Source organism: Geobacter sp., from assembly GCF_027327745.1.
In the GTDB taxonomy this organism is placed as follows: domain Bacteria; phylum Desulfobacterota; class Desulfuromonadia; order Geobacterales; family Geobacteraceae; genus Geobacter.
This window is the reverse complement of record NZ_DAHVYG010000015.1, coordinates 1-19880: the sequence shown is the minus strand read 5'-3', so window position 1 is coordinate 19880 and position 19880 is coordinate 1. Positions and strand designations below refer to the sequence as shown.

Below are 19880 nucleotides of genomic sequence, written 5' to 3'. Positions count from 1 at the left end.
TACGTAAGGACTAAAGCGGCGGCTCACCGACGATCCGCAGCCGTGGTCCCTCCCTGAGAGGTGTGAATCCGCCGCTGTCCGGAAGCGGGGAAACAACCCATTCGTAGAGGATCCGGGCGTCCTGGAGCAGCGGTTCCCGGGGAAAGTGGTAGTACCTTTTCTGCATCTCCTCGTCGTAGAGTCCGATGCAGCCGTGGGACGCCGGAAAGCCGGGAACGTCACGGCCGTGGAGCCAGAAAGAAACCCATCTCCTGTTTACGAAAAACCGCAAGGCGTAGTGCATGGGATAAGGGATGTCCGTCTTCTCGATCTTGTAGAGCGTGGAAGCGTGGCGGCGGTCGAAGGCGGTGATCCTGAAGTCGCCCGTGGGGGTCGGGTTCTCCCGGTCTCCCGAGGCGATGGGGAAGGAATGGACCAGGCGCCCGAACTCGTAGGCGCCGAGAAACTGCTCGGAGAGGTCGACGAGGAGGAACTTCGCCTCGTTCTCCGCCTCGGGGTAAAAGCGGGGCATCGGCGTGAAATCGGCCACATCCTCAAGATTTTTCGGCACCTTGAGAGAGACCCCCGGGGAGAGGTGCCTCCGGTCGACCCGGTTGAACCGCAGCACGTCCCGCCAGGAATCGCCGAACAGTGTTTCCGCCGTCTCTCCCGGTTTCAACCGGTGGCATTCCCATGCAACGGTCGCGTCGCTCGGATAGTCAATTGTGCACAGGTTCAGGATTTTTTTCGGATCCTCTGCGGCGGCATCCCGCGCTGTAAGAGACGGCAGGAGCAGAAGGCCGAAGAGGAGAAGGCGCAGCATGGAAACGGGCTTACCAGCTTCTGAACGCGCCGGAATCCAGATGGACGAATCCCGGGCCGGGATAGTAGCCGACTCCACCCCGTTGCAGGTTCAGCGCCGTGTGCCTGACGCTTTCCAGGCTCTTTCCCGGGATGGCGATGTCGATAGCCTTTCCTGACATGTGGAGGCTGTGTTTGGCGACGTGTCTCCCTTCTCCCCGCAGCAGCCTGTTGTACTGGGGGGAGCGGTAGCCGGAAATTACGTGGATCTCGTTGCCTCCCCCCAGCTTCTTGTCGACCATGTTCAGGTACTCGATGGTGCGGACGTCCATCTCGGTCGACTCGTTGGTGTAGTGGCAGCGGAGGATCCAGTTGATGGCGCTGATCGCCTCGGGATCGTAGTCACCCTCCGGGGGCCTGTAGGTGACGGTCAGCCGTTCGCCGTTGTGGATGTTGTAGAATGAGAGCCTTCCTTCCGGCAGAGGGGCGTTCGCGAGCCCCTTCGGGAAAGCGGGCTTTCCGGCGAACAGCATAAGCGCCCCGGTGAGGGAGGCCTTGAGAAAGATCCTTCTGCTTAATAAGATCGAAAACAAGCTTTGAGTCCTTTCTTGCCGCAGTGATCGTGCGACTTGCGTGAAAGCAGCTTTTCATAGCAAAAAACGCGAGTAATTTCAACTATAATGACTTTCATGAAGGCAGGCCGGGAAATGAAAAAGGAAGGCCGGTTGGCCTTCCTTTTCAGTTACTCTGCCTCTGTGCTGCTGCCGGTCAGCGCGGCATGGGGCAGTACATGTTGCCGTAGGGGCGCGTGCTCTTGGGGAGGATCTTCACGAACCGCTCCGCCATAACCTCGGCGAAGTCGATCCCGAAGTCGCCGCAGTAATCCTTCAGGTACCCCTCCAGTTCCTGGCGGTCCCCGTCGGTCAGTTCAAAGACCCCCACCTCGCGGGAAAGCTTTTTTTCGTCGACCTCACCCCGGACGAAGATGGTTCCCCCGTGCATGCCGGTGCCGAAGCGGAAGCCGTGCTTCGGCTTGTCGGCGTCGTCGCTGAACATTCCGAGCAGGATCAGCACCCCGCCGGCCATGTACTCGCCGAAAAAGTCGCCTGCCTTGCCACCCGCGACGAGGACCGGCTTGTTCTCGTTGTACGACTTCATGTGGATACCCACCCGGTAGCCGACGTCCTTGCGGATGTGAACCCGGCCGCCGCGCATGCCGTAACCGAGCACGTCCCCCGCGTGACCATGGACGATCACCTTGCCGGCGTTCATCGTGTTGCCGATGTTGTCCTGCCCGTTGTCCCTGACGATGATGGTGGCGCCATTCATGAATGCCGCCAGGTCGTTGCCCGGAACACCCTGGATGGTGAGGGTCACCTCCCGGTTGATGCCATCGCCGATGAAATACTGGCCGTTCACGTTGACCAGTTCGATCTCCGTAGCGCCTGCTGCCACTGCTTCGCGGATTTTCTGGTTGAGGTCCCGATAGTAGAGACCCTGCGCATCGATTTTCATGTCTGACCTCTTGTAGAGGGGCTCGGGACTCGGGACTCGGGGCCGGTAAAATCCCTAGCCCCCAGTCCGGAGCCCGGACCCCCTGGTATTAGATAACTCCCGGATTCAGCTTGGCGATGACCGGCTCGCCGCCGCGCGGTGCCCAGACCTTGTCGGGCTGCGGGCAGATCTCGCGGATCGCCGCTTCCTCCGAGGCCATGTAGACGAAGTCGTCCTTCGTCGCGCAGACCAGCGGGCGGAGCTTCACCCGGTCGTTGAGGCCGATGAGCCCCTCGTTGCTGGCAAAGAGGATGGCGAAGGGGCCGTTGAGCAGTGCACTGCCGTAAACCTGGCGGATGGCGGTCAGAAGCTTCCGCTCGTCCTCGGGGAGCGCGTCGATGATGTCCCAGAAGGGGGATGCCATGGCAAGGCTCGCCAGCTCCGGCGTGAGCCCGTGCTTGCGGATCAGGAGGTCGAGGGTATAGGCGACGACCTCGGTATCGGTCAGCATGGTGCAGAGATAGCCGTACATCTCCAGGTAACGCTTGTTGATCCCGTAGGAGGAGATCTCCCCGTTATGGACGATGGACCAGTCAAGCAGCGTGAACGGATGGGCACCCCCCCACCACCCCGGGGTGTTGGTCGGGAAGCGGTTGTGGGCGGTCCAGACATACCCCTTGTACTCTTCGAGGCGGAAGAAATCGGCGATCTCCTCAGGGTAACCGACCCCCTTGAAGGCCCCCATGTTCTTGCCGGAGGAGACGACGAATGCCCCCTCGATCTCGTTGTTGACGGCCATGACGTGGCGGACGACGACGTCCTCGTCGGTCATCTTCTGGAATTCGATCGCCTCCCTGTACTCCGGCGTTTCGAGCGGCTTCACGAAGTAGCGCTTGAAGACGGGCGGATTGACGATGGCCGGTGTGCGGCGCGTCGGGATCTCCTCATGCTGCTCGATGAAGAAGTGGCGCTCCAGATACTCCTCGGTCAGCTGCAGGGCCATGCCGCTCTCGTACATGAGGTGGAAGGCGAAGAACTCCCTGTAGTCGGGATAGATCCCGTAGGCGGCGAAGCCGCCGCCGAGGCCATTCCCCCGGTCGTGCATGAGGGCGATCGATTTGATGATGACCTCTCCGCCCACGAGGGTCCCCGATTTCGAGATGAAGCCGGTCAGACCGCAGTTGGAGATGTCTTTCTGGAAGTTGTGGGTCGGTTTGCGCGTTACGTTCATAGTTCGAACCTCTGTCTGGTCATGGCGAATCGCGGGAAGGAAACGGGTCAGTGCCCGACGGCCGGGGCCGGCGCCCCGGTATCCGTTACCTTGCCGGCGGGGGCGAACAGGGCGCTCCGCAACTCCTTCGGCAGGTGGGCGAAGCCGAAATCCGGAACGAGAAGCTGCTCCTTGAACGAAGCGATGTCCACCCTGTCGCGGATGAGCCCGGCGAAGATCCCGGCGCGGTCGACGGCACCCACGAGCACGGCACCCGCGAGAAGATTATCCTTGATGACGATCTTGCGGTAGAGATAGTTCTCCTGGTCCAGGTACGTAAGGATCTCGAACTCCTTCGGCTCCTGGGGGTTGGTGATCCCCATGGAGATGGTGGGCACCTTGAAGAGCTCGATGGAGTTCATGGCGATACCCCCCGCATACTCCTTGGTGCCGCCGGCCATGCTGACCCCGGCGATGTCTCCCTGGATGTAGGCGTCGGGCCAGATCGGCATCGGGTTCTTGACGCCGGTGAAGAAGTCCCTGGCCTCGGCCACGTCGCCGGCGGCAAAGACACCTTTGATGCTGGCCTCCATCAGGTCGTCGACCACGATGCCGCGGTTCACTTCGATGCCGCTCCCCTTCAGGAACGTGCAGGCGGGACGCACCCCGATGGCGACGACGACCGTGTCGCACGGGATAAAGTCGCCGGAACGGAGCGTCACTCCCGTGATGTCGGACCCTTCACCCTCGATCCGCACCACCGTCTCTTCGGTGAGGACCTCGATGCCGTTGGCCTTCATCTTCTTGGCGACGATCCGTCCCGCGGGCCGATCGAAGGCCATGGAGAGAATACGGTCGGCCAGTTCCACGATGGTGATCTGCTTGCCGAGGAGGTGGAGCCCCTCGGCCGCCTTGAGCCCGATGAGGCCGCCGCCGATGACGACGACCTTCCCGATGTCGTTGGCAATCCCCTTGATCTTGGCGGCATCGTCCCAGGTGGTGAAGGTGAAGATCCGCTCCTTGTCCGTCATTCCCTCGATGGGGGGGACGAAGGGATCGCCGCCGGTGGCGATGAGGAGCCGGTCGTAGGCTATGGTGTCGCCCGCGGCGAGCGTGACTTTGCGGGCTTCCGCGTCGAGGCCGACCACCTCGGAGTCGAGGAGGAGATTGACCCGTTGTTTCTCGTAGAAATCCTCGGGGAGGTAGGCCATCCGCTTCTCGGTGACGAGACCGCCGAGGAGGTAGGAGATGAGGGGGCGGCCGTAGGCGACATGGCGCTCACGGGAGATGACGGTGATGTTCCCGCTCTGGTCGATGCTTCTGATCCCCCGGACGGCACCGACGGCGGCCACGGAGTTTCCGATGATCACGTAGTTCATTTCTGGCTCCCCTCCTTGAAGACAAGCGCGCGGTTGGGGCAGGCATCGACGCAGGCCGGGCTCTTGCGGTCCGGGCAGAGGTCGCACTTGTTCGCCTTTTTCTTGGTGAGATTGCGCTGGATGGCGCCGTAGGGGCAGGCCATGACGCACGACCAGCAGCCGACGCACTGCTCGGTGTCGACCCGGACGACCCCGTTGTCGAATTTCCGGATGGCGCCCGAGATGCACGCCCGCATGCAGTCGGGCTCGTCGCAATGGCGGCAGGTGGTGGAGAAGGAGACGATGCCACCGTCCCACTCCTCGACCGTGCAGCGCGAGATGGGGCGAAGCGGTTCGTGGAGGAATGCCTTGACCGGATCCTTCGACTGGGAGTGTTCGGTGATGCAGGCCACCTCGCAGAGGTGACAGCCGATGCAGGCGTCTTCGAGAGTGTAGATTCGCTTCATGGTTCTATTCTCCAGCGGGCATCACGCCCAGAAGATTCATGTCCTTTTCGGAGAGCCCCACCGCCCGGAGCTTGTAGCGGTTGCCGCGCAGCGATTCGAGGGCGTTGAGCCCCATGCCGCCGAGGATCTCCTTCATCTCGTGGCCCCAGGCGTGGATGAGGTTCACCAGCCGCTCGGCGCCGAGCTCCGGGTTGAGTCTCTTGGCGAGATAGGGGGTGTTGGTGGTGATTCCCCAGGGGCACTTGCCGGTGTAGCAGCGCTGGCAGAGGGTGCAGCCAAGGGCAAGGAGGGTCGAGGTGCCGAGGTTGATGGCATCGGCGCCGAGGGCGATGGCCTTGATGGCGTCTCCCGAGGAGCGGACCCCGCCGCCGACCACGATGGAAACCTGGTTCCTGATCCCCTCGTCACGCAGGCGCGAGTCCACGGCGGCGAGGGCTAGCTCCATCGGGATCCCGACGTTGTCGCGGATGACCTGGGGTGCCGCACCGGTCCCCCCCCGGAAGCCGTCGATGGTGATGATGTCGGCGCCGGCCCGGGCCACGCCGGAGGCGATGGCCGCCACATGGTGGACCGCCGCGATCTTGACCGATACCGGCTTCTCGTAGTTGGTTGCCTCCTTCAGGGCGAAGATCAGCTGCCGCAGGTCCTCGATGGAGTAGATGTCGTGGTGGGGGGCCGGCGAAATGGCGTCGGAGCCCATGGGGATCATCCGGGTCTCGGAGATCTCGCTGTTGACCTTTTCGCCGGGGAGGTGCCCGCCGATTCCCGGCTTGGCCCCCTGGCCGACCTTGATCTCGATCCCGACGCCGGCGTTCAGGTACTGCTCGCTGACGCCGAACCGCCCCGAGGCGACCTGGACGATGACGTTCTTGCCGTACTGGTAGAGGTCCTTGTGGAGCCCTCCCTCACCGGTGTTGTAGAGGGTGCCCAGCTCTTGGGCGGCCGCCGCCATCGCCTTGTGGGCGTTGAGGTTCAGGGCGCCGTAGCTCATGGCGGAGAAGATGAAGGGGTACTCCAGCTTCAGTTGCGGCGTGAGCTTCGTGGCGAGTTTCGGCTTCCCCGTCTGCTCGTCCCTCACCACCTCGATGGCGTGGGGCTTCTTGCCGAGGTAGGTCCGCAGCTCCATCGGTTCCCGGAGCGGATCGATGGAGGGGTTGGTGACCTGGGAGGCGTCGAGGAGCATGTGGTCCCAGTAGATGGGGTATTTTGCCGGGTTTCCCATGGCAGCCAGGAGAATGCCGCCGGTATCGGCCTGGGCGTAGAGATTGCGGATATGGGCGCCGGACCACGACTCGTTCCGCTTGAAGGCCTCCTCGTTGGCGCGGATGGTGATGGCGCCGGTGGGGCAGAGGGCGGAGCAGCGGCGACAGCCGATGCAGAGGGTGTTGTCCTCGGTCAGGATATCTGCCTCTTCCCGGTACGAGTGGACCTCGTAGGAGCACTGGCGGACGCAGACCTTGCAGCGGATGCACTTGGCGTCGCTGCGGTCGATGATGAATTCGTTGAACGACTCTGTTACGGTTTTGTACAGCACCTTGGGACCTCCTGGATGCGGGGAGTGTGTTCCGGGTACACTCGTGCCTCGTGGACAACTCATATTGCGATAGGTGTGCCATTTATCTAGTTGTCGGACAACTTATGTTTGGTGATTGCATAACGCCCCGACTCTGCTGGAAAAGCAGGCTGGCGGACGGAGCGGTTTGCCGTGGTCGCTGTATTCGATATGGGGGAGGTTTGCCGAGTTTGCTGTCTTACGGGGTAGATTGGGCGGGTGTGCAGAGTATAAATATTACACTGGGAGTCGATTCCGGTCCCTTTGTCCGGAAAAGGTCTCAGTGCCAGGGGACTGCCGAGCGGTACTTTCTGATCTCCCGTTCGTAATCCCGCTCGATCTCTCCCTTGGCGCCGGTGAGACGCGAGATGGCGAGGAGTGCCATGACGATCAGGATGATGGTTGTCAGGATAGCGGCGAACATGATCCTCCGCAGCCTCATCCGCCGGGAGTAGTCCGTATATTCCAGGTCGGTGATGCTGATGGTGTTGCCGCGAATGGAGCGGAGATGTTCCAGTTGGACCATCGAAACGAATTTGACGATGGCGTCCCGATCGCGCTCGTCGATGCAGAAAAAGTGAAGGGCGGTGCTGAAGAGGGGGGGCTCCCCATCCCGGGTTCGGACCTGGCCGACGTGAACGACCTGCCCGACCACCGAAATCGTCTTCGGCTGCTCGGGCAGGAAAAGATCTAGGGGAAGCAGATCGCCGATGGCAAACTGCTCGTGGGTCCTGATCCGAATCCCCGAACCGCTTATGTTTGCCGCAACCGGCGCAGGGTGGCCGAGGGGGCGTCCCCCAGGCAGATCGGTGCCGGCGGGAAAGGGCGAAAGATCGCCGCCGGCGTCAGGATGGCCGTAGCGTCCGGCTTCCCACCGGGCCTTGATTTCACCGGCCGGCTCTCCCGTGGGGAGGCGATAGCGGAGCGTGATGTAGGCATCGATGCGGTAGAATTCCCTGAGCTCGTCCGGGACGACCTCCCCGATGAGCCGGGTCGTGATCTTCGCACCCGTTCGTTCTCCGACGATGATCGACCGACAGCAGTAGGCGCTTCCTTCCTTGCCGAGGCGCAGGTCGAGAATCGTGCCGACATCGGTCCTGACGAACTCGGGAAGGAGATCGCGGGAGAGCTGGAGCTCCACGAGGTCTTCCTCGAAGAGAGTAATGACCGCCCAGTCGCTGAAGGAGAGATCCCCGGAGTGCGGAAAACGGACCTCCACCCGGAGCCCGACATCGAAATATTTGTAATAGTTGGGCGGCTGTTCCTTCATGGACGGTCAGGACGAGATCGCTTCGTTGAGCTCTTCGAGAAGCAGGTCAAGGTCGGTTTTGTGAACGCCGGCGCCGTGTTCCAGCTGTTCGTAGTCGGCCACCTGACATTCGTAGCAGTCCAGGCCGTACTTCTCGAAAATCTTGAGCGTTGCGGGGTACGTTCGGATGATATCGCCGATGGTCATTTCCTTGGTGATCATTGCATCCTCCTGGGAGTGTCGGTTCGCGGGGGGGATCGAAACCGGTCCGATAGTAATATATCGGCTGAAATGAGAGTCCCTTTAGGGGCCGGGTATGAAAAAGGCGAGGAATACCGCGGTAGACCTCGCCTTTCTCCATCACGGCAGCAAATGAGCCACCCCTTTGCAACGGCGCCGGGACATTACTTCAGATTCCGTATAGCCTCTTCGATCCGGTCGAGACCCTTTTTGATGGTCTCCAGGCTCGTGGCATAGGAGAGTCTGGCGTAACGATCGTCGCCGAAGGCAACGCCCGGCACGAGGGCGACCTTGGCGTCCTCCAGAAGGTATGCGGCGAAGTCGGAGGAGTTCCCGATCTTCCTCCCTGCCGGCGTGGTCTTGCCGTAGACGCCGGAGAAGTTGGGGAAGGCGTAGAAGGCGCCGGTGGATCTGAAGCAGGTCACGCCGGGGATGGCGTTCAGCCGGTCGACGATGTAGGTGCGCCGTTTCTCGAATTCTTTCACCATGGCGGCCACGGCGTCCTGCGAACCGTTGAGCGCTTCGACGGACGCCTTCTGGGCGATGGAGGTGGCGTTGGAGGTCGACTGGGACTGCATCTTGGTCATGGCCCCCATCAGCTCCTTCGGTCCGCAGGCGTAGCCGATCCGCCAGCCGGTCATGGAGTAAGCCTTGGAGACGCCGTTGACGATGATGGTGCGGTCCTTGAGCTCCGGGCAGGCCATGGGGATGTTGCAGAACTCCAGCCCGTCATAGAGGAGCTTCTCGTAGATGTCGTCGGATACGACCAGCACGTGGGGGTTTCTGAGGAGGACGGCGGCAATGGCCTTCAGTTCGTCCTTCGTGTAGGTGGAGCCGGTCGGGTTGCAGGGGGAGTTGAGGATCACGTACCTGGTCCGCGGGGTGATCGCCTTCTCGAGTTGATCCGGGGTGATCTTGAAGGCGGTGGATTCGTCGGTCATGATGAAGACCGGGGTGCCGCCGGCAAGAACGATCTGGTCGGGATAGGAGACCCAGTAGGGCCCGGGGATGATCACCTCATCCCCTTCCTGGATCAGGGCCTGGGAAATGTTGTAAAGGGTGTGCTTGGCGCCGCAGGCGACCGAAATCTCGTCGCGGGTGTAGTCGAGCCCGTGGTCCCGCTTCATCTTGGCGATGATGGCGTCCTTGAGGTCGTCGTCGCCTCCCACCGGCATGTATTTGGTGAAACCTGCGTCGATGGCCTTCTTCCCGGCTTCCTTGATGTTGGCGGGAGTGTCGAAGTCCGGTTCGCCGGCCCCGAAGCCGACGACGTCGACCCCTTGCGCCTTCAGTGCCTTGGCCTTGGCGTCGATGGACAGGGTCGGGGAAGGCTGGATCTTGTTGACGCGATCTGCAAGTTTCATTGTTCCCTCCTTTGGGTAATAGGATGACTCCGCAAGGGCCATTCCTTATCTATTGATGGTGGAGAACTTCGCCTTGAGCGCCTCCCGCACCAGCGGCGGGACGAGGCTGTCGACGGGGCCGTTCAGGGAGCTCACTTCCTTGACGATGGATGACGAAAGGTAGCCGTAGGGAACCGAGGTCATCATGAAGAGCGTTTCCACTTCCTGGGAGATGCTCCGGTTCATCTGGGCGATCTGGAATTCGTACTCGAAGTCCGAGATGGCCCGCAGCCCGCGGATGATGACCGTTGCCTTCTGGGAAAGGACGTAATCTACCAGAAGGCCGTCGAAGGTGTCAACCCTCGCCCGGACGTTATCGGCAAGGACGCGCCGGATCATGTCCACCCGTTCGTCGATGGTGAAGAGGGAGTTCTTTGCCGAGTTGCGGGCCACGGCGACGATGATCTGGTCGAAGATTCTGAGGCCGCGATCGATGATGTCGAGGTGCCCGTAGGTTATCGGGTCGAAGGAGCCGGGGTAGACGGCGATTTTTCTAGGCATGGTCGGTGGAAGCCCCTTTCCTGAAGAATGAGAGAGCGGTGTCGCCGTAGACCCTTCGGTCGAACATCCGCAGGGGGCCGAACTCGGTGCCAATCTCCTCGTCATCGGCGGTTTCGGCCGTTATGATCGTTTCGTCGGTAACCAGCGGCGAGCCGGCAAGCCGCTCTAGTACCCGCCCGGTCATGCCGAGCCGGTAGGGGGGATCGAGAAGAACGAGCCGAAACGGGCGGCCGGCCCTTTCAAGGGTGCCAATGGCTGCAACCGCATCCTTCACGAGTACCGTGCCGCGACCGGCAAATCCGAGCGTTTCGAGGTTCCTTTTGACCGTCGCCGCCGACTCCCGGTGGTTGTCGACGAAGACCGTCTCGCAGCCGCCGCGGCTCAGCACCTCGATGCCGAGGCTTCCCGTCCCGGCGAAGATGTCGAGCGTCCGGACTCCCTCGAAATTGCCCATGAGAGAATTGAGGATGCTGAAGAGGGCTTCCTTTACCCTGTCTGCTGTCGGTCTCACCCGTTCCCCCGGCGGTGCGGCGAGCCGGCGGCCCCGCGCGGTGCCGCTGATCACGCGCACGGCAATTCCTTCAGATGCTGGGCCAGGCGCGACGCACTCCCCCGGGCATGAAACGCGAGGAGGAATTCCTTTGCCTCCCGGTAGGCCATGTCGAGGATCTGCCGGGCGTTTTCCTCGGGGATCGCGTCGATCTCCGCCTTGAAGGGGCTGGTGGCGAACTTGATGTCCTTGCCGTTCTCCTTCGCCCAGCGGCGCATGGCGTCCATGAGATCCAGAGGAAGGCCCGCGTGGGCCACGTTCTGCCAGAGGGTGCCGATATTACCCTTGCGGATGCCGTAATCCACGAGCTTGCCGACGATGCGCAGCGGCGTTCCGGTGATCCCGTGCTGGACGAGCCCGGAAAGGCCGTGGCGCGTTGCGGTCTCATGGATCTGGCGGGTTCGCTCAAGGTCGATCCTGACCATTTCGCCGTCGAGATAGTTCCCCCGCTTGGAACCGTTGTCGATGGCAAGGAGCTGGGGGTGGATCCCCCTGCCGGCAAGGCCCGTGAGGAATTCCTCGGTTTCCGCCACGGTGGTCAGGTTCGAGGTGACCCCTGCCGGTTTCACCTCCCCCAGTTCGACTTCGAGGCCGTACCCCTCGGCAACCACCGCCCGGGCCAGGTCAGCCGTGATGGCGATGTTGTCCGCCAGGGGGGTGAACGACGCGTCGATGGCGAAGGAGGTATAGCCGGCGGAAAGCTGCGCGGCGATGAGGGCCCGGGCCCTCTCGATTTCGGCCGGATCGGTGGAAAGGACGGTGGTGTGGTCGCCGTGGATGATGAACGGCTTCGAGAATCTGAACCGCTCGGCGTAGTCTGCGACGGTCTCGAAAAAAAGCTCCGGCGTCTGCCCCGTGTAGCCACCGTCGATCCCACCTTCGGTGCGGGTCAGTTCGAAGGCGATTACGGCGTCGAGCTCCTCGGCTGCCTTCATGATGCCGGGGATCACGTGCCTGATGCGAGGGTTGCAGGCCATGAGGATCATTTTTTCGTGCCTGAGGGTGGAAAAGACATCCGCGCCGTTCAGCAGGCAGACGGCCGTCCGTGAGTCTAGTTTGCTTTTGATCCTGGCGGGAATGCGGTCGATAAGGGTCTGTAGCATAACGTTGTTTCGCAGTCGTGTATACGGAGATTGGTCAATCTTAAAAAAGGCTTAGAAAACTAGCATGATACGCCAGTTCTCGTCAAGGACTACTTTTGTTGTTGACTCCCCCGGTGAAGCGGAATTAGATTTGCTTCACCACGCAGGAGGAACCCATGACGAGCGGCGTCGATGAACAGAGTCTGGAGCGTCCCGATTTGGCGGTGTATGCGGCCCGAAGTGCGGCTTCCCGGGGGCGGAAGCACCGGGAGGAGTTCCGCGACCACCGTCCCGCCTTCGAGCGAGACCGGGACCGGATCATCCATTGCGCGGCATTTCGCCGCCTCGAATACAAAACCCAGGTCTTCGTCAACCACGAGGGAGACTACTACCGCACCCGCCTTACCCATTCGCTGGAGGTTGCCCAGATCGGCAAGGCGATCGCCCGGCGGCTGAAGCTGAACGAGGAGCTGACTGAGGCCCTGGCCCTGGCGCACGATCTGGGGCATACGCCCTTCGGCCATACGGGCGAGGAGGTGCTGAACCGGCTCATGGAGGGTGCCGGCGGGTTTGAGCACAACCTGCAGTCGTTCCGTGTGGTGGACGAGCTGGAGGAGCGCTATCCCGGCTTCAACGGGCTCAATCTCTCCTGGGAGGTCCGGGAGGGGATCGTCAAGCATTCGTCTCCCTACGACCGCCCCTGCGGTGTCATCGACGAGTTCCTGCCGGGGGTCGTTCCGACCATGGAGGCCCAGATCATCAACTACGCCGACGAGATCGCCTACAATAACCACGATATCGACGATGGTCTCAAGTCGGGGTACATCACCCTCGAACAGCTCCAGGGGGTGACGCTCTGGCGGGAGGTCTGGGAGAGGGTCGGAGCCGCCCACCCTGCACTCGATCCGGAGCGGAAGAAATTTCAGACGATCAGTGCCCTGATCGGCGTCTTCATCAAGGACCTGACCGCGACCACGCTGGCCAACGTCCGGGCGTTCGGCATCGAAACCCTCGAAGACCTTCGGAGGGTGAACCGCCCGGTAGTTGCCCTCAGCCCCGAGCTGGCCGAGAAAAACCGTGCCCTCAAACGGTTCCTGCTGGAGAACCTGTACCGGCACTACAAGGTGGAGCGGATGCGGGTCAAGGCGGAGCGCTATCTCACGCAACTCTTCGAAAGCTATCTGAAGCATCCCACCCTCCTGCCGCGCAAGTACCAGCAGAAGATGGAGATTCTCGGGCGCGAGCGGGTGGTATGCGACTACATCGCCGGCATGACCGACCGTTTTGCCCTCGATGAGTTCAAGCGGCTGTTCGAGCCCTACGAGCGGGTGTGATTGCGGAGCCGGGATCTTGACACTCTTGACTCTTCAGCGTTGAATGGGGTATTAAGAAGAAAAAAGCCGGTTCCGATAGACGATAATACTCAACCACCTGCGAGGGTGGGGCGGAAAGCCTACAGGGTCTCACGCAGACAGCCGGGTTGCCGAAATATCGATGGAGAGATATTGTGGCCCCGGCTTTTTTGCATTCCGGCTTCGTGCCGGCAGTATATTTAATATTCTGGAGCAGTTTCCCGCGAAAGGAGCAGAATCATGAAAAGAGCGCTTATGCTCGCAACGCTGTTTACGGTGTCAGCCTCCCCCGTCTTTGCCGCTGACGTCGGGTTCGACCTGAACATCAACGTCGGCAACAGACCGCAGGTGGTCGTTCCTGCCCCGCCGGTCGCCGTCGTCCCGCCCGGGGTCGTGTTCGAGGAGCCGCCGGTATTCATCGCCCCGCCCCGTCTCGGCTTCTACGTCGGGGTCGACATCCCCTACGACATCTTCTTCATCTCGGGCCGCTATTATCTTTATCAGGGGAATTCCTGGTACGTCGCCCCGCACTACAATGGTCCCTGGGGAGTGGTCCGGTACCGGAGCCTTCCGCCGGGGCTGCGCAGGCACAGGCTGGAACGGATCCACTACTACCGGGATCACGAATACCGGGTATACCGCGGGGACCACGACCACTACCGGGGCAGATACTTCCGGCCCGAAAAGGAGTGGAAGGAACGTCGCAAGGAAGAGCACGAGCGGTGGAAGGAAGAGCGGAAGTGGGAGAAAGAGGAGCGGAAACACCGCGGAAGAGGACACTGGGACGACTGATTCCCTGTGTCGGTCATGAACAGAAGGCAGGCAGAGAAAAGGGGTCGCATCGGGCGGCCCCCTCTTGTGTGTGTCCGTTCGATGAAAAAGCCGCCGTTACTTCCCGCGGGGAAGGGCGATCTTCGGCTCCTTCGCCGGACGGTAGAGCAGAAAAGTCCGTCCGAGCACCTGGGCCACATCGGCGCCGCAGGCGGCGGCAAGTTCGTCGGCGACATCGTGGCGGTCCATGAGGCAGCTTTCGAGTATTTTTACCTTGATGAGTTCGTGATGCGCGAGCGCTTCGTCGGTTTCCCGCGTGAGTGATTCCGAGATGTCGGCTTTTCCGACGGTTATCACGGGATTGAGCGCGTGTCCCAGCCCGCGGAGAAAACGTTTCTGTTTTCCAGTCAGCATGTGCCGGTTTCCTTTCATGAATTTTCTGATGCCGCTGGTGCTCAGGAGCCTGTCGGACTTAGGAACGAATCTACTGCAAGAACGGCAAATCGGTCCATATTCCCGGGAATTCTTGACGAATAGAACCACTATTCGCCTTCAAATTCCCGAAAATCTGTCCTCGATCTGCCATTCTTTCGCTACGATTCCCTAAGTCCGACAGGCTCCTATAGCACGAAATAGTCCGAAAGGAAAGGCAATCTCCATGCAGCGACGGGTCATCTGCCGCTGACCGGCTGCACCTGCTGGAGGTATTCGATCAGAAGGTCGATGAACTTCGAAATTCTGGGCCAGTTACTCGTGAGGGCTGCACGTTCTAGCCGGATGCCGATGCCGGTCACGGCGTTGAAGCCGAAGGAGGTGCCGGCTCCCTTGAGATTGTGGGCGATCTTGCGGATGAGGCCGGAATCTTCATGGGCGAGGGCATCCTGAAGCGACGCGACGTCCTGCCAGCGATACTCGAGAAATGTCGGTACGATCTCCATGAGCTCGGGGTCCACGGAAACGGTATGTCTCTTCTGCCTTGTCTGGTCCATGTTTCACGCTCCCTGATTCATGCGCCGGCATGAGCGGCGACGGTGCGCAGGAGGGTTTCCTTTCTGATCGGCTTGGCGAGGTGGGCCGTACAGCCCGCTTCGCGGCTCTGGCGGTGACCGTTTCGCTCCGCATGGGCTGTGAGAGCCAGGATGGGGACCGGCCCGGTACCGCGCGCCCGCTCCCACGCCCTGATCTGCCTGGTGGCCGCGTATCCGTCCAGAACGGGCATCTGCATGTCCATCAGCACGATATCGAAGCTGCCGGAGGTGAACTTCTCGACTGCCTGTCTGCCATCCGCAACCGCCTCGACCAGATGGCCCGACGACGTGAGGAAGACTGTGATGAGCCGGCGGATATCCGTCGTGTCCTCGGCCAGGAGAACGCGGAGCCTGCGGCCGGGGGAGCCGCTCGGAGCGGCGGACTCCGCCGGTTCCCGTTCCGCCGGGAGGGAGGGAGCTCCGAATGGGATCGAGAAGGTAAAGCGGGTTCCTTTCCCTTCTTCGCTTTCAACCTCGACGGACCCGTTCATGAGTTCGATCAGTTTCCGTGCTATGGCAAGCCCCAGCCCCGTCCCCCCTGCCGATCCCGCGGAAGGACCGTGAAGCTGGGCGAACGGCTCGAAGATCTCGTCGAGCTTTGCTCCTGGGATACCGATGCCGGTATCGGCCACCGAGAAGCGCAGGGTGGTTTCCGGCCCCGGAGAAGAGTCGTCCTGCTCGACGGAAATCGTGATCGTTCCCTTGCGGGTGAACTTGATGGCATTGCCCGCCAGGTTTACTAGCACCTGCTGGAGGCGGCGCACGTCGCCGAGGACGAACCCGGGGAGGTCCGGCGCGGCCCGCAGCTCCAGCGACAGCCCCTTGCTCCGGGCAAGGCCGCCGAGCATCTCCCCGGTGCTCCCGAGAAGCTCGGCCGGGGAGAAGAGGGACAGTTCGAGGGGAAGGCGCCCGGCGTCCATCCGGGCACTGTCGAGGATGTCGTTAATGAAGGAGAGGAGCAGCGTGTTTGCCTGCCGGCACTGCGATACGCATTTGCGTTGCCGTGATGAGAGCGGGGTCTCTCCGATGAGTTCCAGGGCGCCGCTGAGGACCTGAAGCTGCGTCCGCATTTCATGGCTTGCGTGGGCGAGGAGCTCACCCCGTGCCCTGGCCGCCTCCGAGGCTTCGGCCAGCGACTGTCTCAGCGTCTCCTCGGTCCTTGTCCTTCTTGCTGCCTCTTCCCTGAGCTCGCAAATCAGGCGCTTCAGCTCATCAATGCTGTCGGGAAGCGGGTGCGACGGGTGGGAGCAGGAAATGGTCATGGCGTGTGCTCTGTTCCGGTGTGCGATGCTGATCCCTGCCTGGTCCGGGACCGGGTATGTCGTCTTCCACGGTGAAGATGTTACCGGTCTGAAATGATTTGAAAGTTGTATACCACAGCTGCGGCAGGTCGGCAATGGAAAAATGTGAATTATTTAATGGCATGTCTCTTGTAGGGAGGGGCGGGAGAAATCCCTTTACAACCTCCCGGAATATCAGATATGCTTTTTCGGTTAAACCGATACGAAGAGGCGGCCCGTCTGATGTTGCGCCGATGTGTGAGGCGTCCGGGCGGCGCCCTTTGTACGTCCAGGAAACGGGTGTCTATGAAGATTGAAAATATCCGCAACTTCTCCATCATTGCCCATATCGACCATGGCAAGTCGACCCTTGCCGATCGCCTTCTCGAGTACACCGGGGCCCTGTCCGAGCGGGAGATGCAGGACCAGTTCCTCGACAAGATGGACCTGGAGCGCGAACGGGGGATCACCATCAAGGCCCAGACCGTCCGGCTCAACTACCGGGCCGACGATGGCAGGGACTACATCCTGAACCTCATCGACACTCCCGGTCACGTCGATTTCACCTACGAGGTCTCGCGTTCCCTGGCCGCCTGCGAGGGGGGGCTTCTCGTCGTCGACGCCTCCCAGGGGGTAGAGGCCCAGACCCTGGCCAACGTCTATCTCGCCATCGACAACAACCTGGAAGTTTTTCCGGTTCTGAACAAGATCGACCTGCCGGCCGCCGAGCCCGATCGGGTCAAGCACGAGATCGAGGAGATCATCGGGCTCGATGCTCACGACGCGGTGCTGGCCAGCGCCAAGGAAGGGATCGGTACCCGGGAGATCCTCGAGGAAATAGTCAAGAAGATTCCGCCTCCCGACGGCGATCCGGCCAAGCCGCTGAAGGCGCTCCTCTTCGACTCGTGGTACGACCAGTACCAGGGGGTCATCATCCTCGTCCGCGTTATGGACGGCACCCTCAGGAAGGGGGACAAGATCCTCCTCATGTCCACCGGCCGGAGCTACGAAGCTCTCAAGGTCGGCGTCTTCGCGCCCGTCATGCGGGAGGTCCCCTCCCTTTCGGTGGGGGAGGTCGGCTTCATCGTCGCCGGCATCAAGGAGGTGCGGGACGCCAAGGTCGGTGACACCGTCACCCTGTTCCACAACCAGTGCACCGCCCCGCTCTCCGGCTTCAAGGAAGTGAAGCCGATGGTCTTCTCGGGGCTCTATCCCATCGACACGGCCCAGTACGAGCAGTTGCGCGACGCCCTGGCAAAGCTCAAACTGAACGACTCCTCCTTCTCCTATGAGCCCGAAACGTCCCTCGCCCTCGGCTTCGGTTTCCGGTGCGGCTTTCTGGGGCTCCTTCACATGGAGATCATCCAGGAACGGCTGGAGCGGGAGTTCAACCTCGACCTCATCACCACGGCGCCTACGGTCGTCTACAAGGTCCACCGGCTCAAGGGTGACGTGATCACCATCGAGAGCGCCAACCAGCTCCCCCCCACCCAGGAGATCGACTACGTCGAGGAGCCGTTCATCCTTGCCTCCATCCACACCCCCAACGAGTTCGTCGGCGGCATCCTGGCGCTGTGCGAGGAGAAGCGGGGGGTGCAGCGCGAGATCAAGTACCTGACCCCCACGCGGGTCATGATCATCTACGAGCTCCCCCTCAACGAGGTGGTCCTCGACTTCTACGACCGTCTCAAGTCGATCACCAAGGGGTACGCGTCCCTGGACTACGAGCACCTGGATTACCGCCGCAGCGACCTGGTCCGGATGAATATCCTCATCAACGGCGAGACCGTCGACGCCCTGTCGCTCATCATCCACCGGGACAAGGCCTATTACCGCGGCCGCGACCTAGTCTCCAAGATGAAGGAGCTGATCCCCCGCCAGATGTTCGAGGTGGCGATCCAGGCGGCCATCGGCACCAAGATCATAGCCCGCGAGACCGTCAAGGCACTTCGCAAGGACGTTCTCGCCAAGTGTTACGGCGGCGACATCACCCGCAAGCGCAAGCTTCTCGAAAAGCAGAAGGAAGGGAAGAAGCGGATGAAGAACGTCGGGAACGTCGAACTGCCGCAGGAGGCGTTTCTCGCCATCCTCAAGGTGGAAGACAAGTAGCGCCCTCCCATTCCCAGCGCAAAGGAACCAGACTATGGATTACAAGGACTTCCAGCACGGACCGAACGGCACCATGGAGAGCGGTGCCGCGCCGGCGGAGCAGCCGGTGAAGAGGAAGCACGTCGTCCGGGAGTATGCCGAGTCGATCATCATCGCCGTCATCCTCGCCCTTTTCATCAGGACGTTCATCGTCCAGGCATTCAAGATTCCCTCCGGTTCCATGGAGGACACCCTTGCCATCGGCGATCACATCCTCGTCAACAAGTTCATCTACGGAACCAAGATTCCCTTCGTTGACGGCCGCTTTCTCAAGATCCGCGACCCGAAGCGGGGCGACGTGATCGTGTTCGAGTACCCCGAGGACCCGAGCAAGGATTTCATCAAGCGGGTGATCGGGCTCCCCGGCGACAAGGTCCAGGTGATCAACAAGCGGGTCTACGTCAATGACAAGCCGTACGTCATTCCCCAGGAGGTCCACAAGGAGAACGATCTCGTCCCCGCGGCCCAGAACCCCCGGGACAATTTCGGTCCCTTCACGGTCCCTTCCAACTCCTATTTCATGATGGGGGACAACCGCGACCGCTCCTACGACAGCCGTTTCTGGGGGGTCGTGAAGAACAATCAGATCAAGGGTCTCGCCTTCATCAAGTACTGGTCGTGGGACCGTGACAACTTCAGTGTGCGCTGGAGAAGCATCGGCACCCTGATCCACTGAATACTTGACACCGTCCCCGACCCGGTGTTACGGTACGAAAAATTTATCCCGGCCTTTTAAATTAACCCCGTGAGGTTAGAAAAGGTGTTTGTGACAGACTCGAACTACAGTCTTATCCGAGCCTTTTCGCCTTCTGTGCGGAAGGGCTCTTTTTGCGCCTGCTGCCGGGACGGCGAAGCGGCCGGGGGGGGACGGAAACACGGGAAAGGAGGGAGCTGTGGCGGAAGAAATGACGACCATTCTTGACGGGGCGGGTGTCAAGCGGGCGCTGACCCGGATTGCCCACGAGATCCTCGAGCGGAACAAGGGGGTTGAGGACCTGGTTCTGGTCGGGATCAGGACCGGCGGCGTGCATCTGGCCCGGGAGCTTTCGGCCCGTCTGGAGGAGATCGAGGGAGCGAAGGTTCCCGTCGGCGAGGTGGACATCACCCTCTACCGGGATGACTTCAAGGGGCAGGCCCCCCATCTGCCGGTGGGCAAGACCGACATCCCCTTCGTCATCGAGAAGATGAAGGTGGTTCTCGTCGACGACGTCCTTTTCACCGGCCGGACGATCCGCGCCGCCATGGATGCCATCATGGACCACGGGCGTCCCGACTGCATCCAGCTTGCGGTCCTCATCGACCGCGGGCACCGGGAGCTGCCGATCCGCGCCGACTTTGTCGGCCGCAACGTCCCGACGAGCATGAAGGAAAAGATCGTTGTCCAGTTCGACACCGATTCCCGGCCGACTGAGGTA

21 protein-coding genes and 1 riboswitch are annotated in these 19880 nt (G+C 61.5%); of the genes, 5 read left to right on the top strand and 16 right to left on the bottom strand.

Annotated elements, in window-relative coordinates:
* Positions 1 to 10: 10 nt before the first annotated feature.
* From M6689_RS02725 to M6689_RS02665, 13 genes are all read right to left on the bottom strand, one after another.
* Positions 11 to 802, bottom strand: coding sequence for a L,D-transpeptidase (locus M6689_RS02725; protein WP_298267528.1), 792 nt, complete (start codon positions 800 to 802; stop codon positions 11 to 13).
* A gap of 10 nt (positions 803 to 812) precedes the next feature.
* Positions 813 to 1313 carry a DUF882 domain-containing protein gene (locus tag M6689_RS02720; RefSeq protein ID WP_298267526.1) on the bottom strand — a complete coding sequence of 167 codons (501 nt, stop codon included), beginning with the start codon at positions 1311 to 1313 and terminating at the stop codon, positions 813 to 815.
* A 235-nt stretch (positions 1314 to 1548) separates the two neighbouring features.
* Complete coding sequence (locus M6689_RS02715; protein ID WP_298267524.1) at positions 1549 to 2295, bottom strand: hypothetical protein; 747 nt, start codon at positions 2293 to 2295, stop codon at positions 1549 to 1551.
* A gap of 88 nt (positions 2296 to 2383) precedes the next feature.
* A complete protein-coding gene (locus M6689_RS02710; RefSeq protein WP_298267521.1) occupies positions 2384 to 3505 on the bottom strand; it encodes a glutamine amidotransferase family protein in 1122 nt (373 codons plus the stop codon).
* A gap of 47 nt (positions 3506 to 3552) precedes the next feature.
* Positions 3553 to 4863: an FAD-dependent oxidoreductase gene (locus tag M6689_RS02705; RefSeq protein WP_298267518.1), complete on the bottom strand. Its 1311-nt coding sequence runs from the start codon at positions 4861 to 4863 to the stop codon at positions 3553 to 3555.
* Entirely contained in the window at positions 4860 to 5309 is a 450-nt protein-coding gene (locus tag M6689_RS02700; protein ID WP_298267516.1) for a 4Fe-4S dicluster domain-containing protein, read from the bottom strand. Before M6689_RS02700 ends, M6689_RS02705 begins: the two co-directional genes overlap by 4 nt.
* 4 nt (positions 5310 to 5313) lie before the next feature.
* Positions 5314 to 6843: a glutamate synthase-related protein gene (locus tag M6689_RS02695; protein ID WP_298267514.1), complete on the bottom strand. Its 1530-nt coding sequence runs from the start codon at positions 6841 to 6843 to the stop codon at positions 5314 to 5316.
* 298 nt (positions 6844 to 7141) lie between these two features.
* The gene (locus tag M6689_RS02690; RefSeq protein ID WP_298267512.1) at positions 7142 to 8131 is read right to left on the bottom strand and encodes a PilZ-like domain-containing protein; all 990 of its coding nucleotides are present in this window, start codon (positions 8129 to 8131) and stop codon (positions 7142 to 7144) included.
* A gap of 6 nt (positions 8132 to 8137) precedes the next feature.
* Positions 8138 to 8332 carry a DUF1858 domain-containing protein gene (locus tag M6689_RS02685; protein WP_298267510.1) on the bottom strand — a complete coding sequence of 65 codons (195 nt, stop codon included), beginning with the start codon at positions 8330 to 8332 and terminating at the stop codon, positions 8138 to 8140.
* Positions 8333 to 8514: 182 nt separating this feature from the next.
* A complete protein-coding gene (locus tag M6689_RS02680) occupies positions 8515 to 9714 on the bottom strand; it encodes a pyridoxal phosphate-dependent aminotransferase (RefSeq protein WP_298267508.1) in 1200 nt (399 codons plus the stop codon).
* A gap of 45 nt (positions 9715 to 9759) precedes the next feature.
* The gene (gene coaD / locus M6689_RS02675) at positions 9760 to 10254 is read right to left on the bottom strand and encodes a pantetheine-phosphate adenylyltransferase (RefSeq protein ID WP_298267506.1); all 495 of its coding nucleotides are present in this window, start codon (positions 10252 to 10254) and stop codon (positions 9760 to 9762) included.
* A complete protein-coding gene (gene rsmD / locus M6689_RS02670) occupies positions 10247 to 10825 on the bottom strand; it encodes a 16S rRNA (guanine(966)-N(2))-methyltransferase RsmD (protein ID WP_298267503.1) in 579 nt (192 codons plus the stop codon). Before rsmD ends, coaD begins: the two co-directional genes overlap by 8 nt.
* Positions 10816 to 11907 carry a class II fructose-bisphosphate aldolase gene (locus M6689_RS02665; RefSeq protein ID WP_298267500.1) on the bottom strand — a complete coding sequence of 364 codons (1092 nt, stop codon included), beginning with the start codon at positions 11905 to 11907 and terminating at the stop codon, positions 10816 to 10818. Before M6689_RS02665 ends, rsmD begins: the two co-directional genes overlap by 10 nt.
* 155 nt (positions 11908 to 12062) lie before the next feature.
* Between M6689_RS02665 and M6689_RS02660 the strand changes: the two genes are divergently transcribed.
* Positions 12063 to 13220: a deoxyguanosinetriphosphate triphosphohydrolase gene (locus tag M6689_RS02660; protein WP_298267498.1), complete on the top strand. Its 1158-nt coding sequence runs from the start codon at positions 12063 to 12065 to the stop codon at positions 13218 to 13220.
* Positions 13221 to 13297: 77 nt separating this feature from the next.
* Positions 13298 to 13374: riboswitch (cyclic di-GMP riboswitch) on the top strand.
* A gap of 104 nt (positions 13375 to 13478) precedes the next feature.
* On the top strand, positions 13479 to 14030 hold the full coding sequence (locus M6689_RS02655; protein WP_298267495.1) for a hypothetical protein: 552 nt from the start codon (positions 13479 to 13481) through the stop codon (positions 14028 to 14030).
* 96 nt (positions 14031 to 14126) lie between these two features.
* On the opposite strand, the gene yhbY is transcribed toward M6689_RS02655, so the two are convergent.
* From yhbY to M6689_RS02640, 3 genes are all read right to left on the bottom strand, one after another.
* Positions 14127 to 14423 (bottom strand): ribosome assembly RNA-binding protein YhbY, encoded by a 297-nt coding sequence (gene yhbY / locus M6689_RS02650; protein WP_298267493.1) that lies wholly within the window; start codon positions 14421 to 14423, stop codon positions 14127 to 14129.
* Positions 14424 to 14680: 257 nt separating this feature from the next.
* Positions 14681 to 14998 carry an Hpt domain-containing protein gene (locus M6689_RS02645; protein ID WP_298267490.1) on the bottom strand — a complete coding sequence of 106 codons (318 nt, stop codon included), beginning with the start codon at positions 14996 to 14998 and terminating at the stop codon, positions 14681 to 14683.
* 17 nt (positions 14999 to 15015) lie between these two features.
* The gene (locus M6689_RS02640; RefSeq protein WP_298267487.1) at positions 15016 to 16299 is read right to left on the bottom strand and encodes an ATP-binding protein; all 1284 of its coding nucleotides are present in this window, start codon (positions 16297 to 16299) and stop codon (positions 15016 to 15018) included.
* A 324-nt stretch (positions 16300 to 16623) separates the two neighbouring features.
* Here M6689_RS02640 and lepA point away from each other — a divergent pair, with 324 nt between their 5' ends.
* The 3 genes from lepA to pyrR form a co-directional block, all read left to right on the top strand.
* Positions 16624 to 18426: a translation elongation factor 4 gene (gene lepA / locus M6689_RS02635; protein WP_298267484.1), complete on the top strand. Its 1803-nt coding sequence runs from the start codon at positions 16624 to 16626 to the stop codon at positions 18424 to 18426.
* A gap of 73 nt (positions 18427 to 18499) precedes the next feature.
* Positions 18500 to 19141, top strand: a complete 642-nt coding sequence (gene lepB / locus M6689_RS02630; RefSeq protein WP_366949718.1) for a signal peptidase I — start codon at positions 18500 to 18502, stop codon at positions 19139 to 19141.
* Positions 19142 to 19370: 229 nt separating this feature from the next.
* Positions 19371 to 19880, top strand: a 510-nt coding sequence (gene pyrR, locus M6689_RS02625; protein ID WP_298267575.1) for a bifunctional pyr operon transcriptional regulator/uracil phosphoribosyltransferase PyrR, incomplete at its 3' end; no start/stop codon positions are given.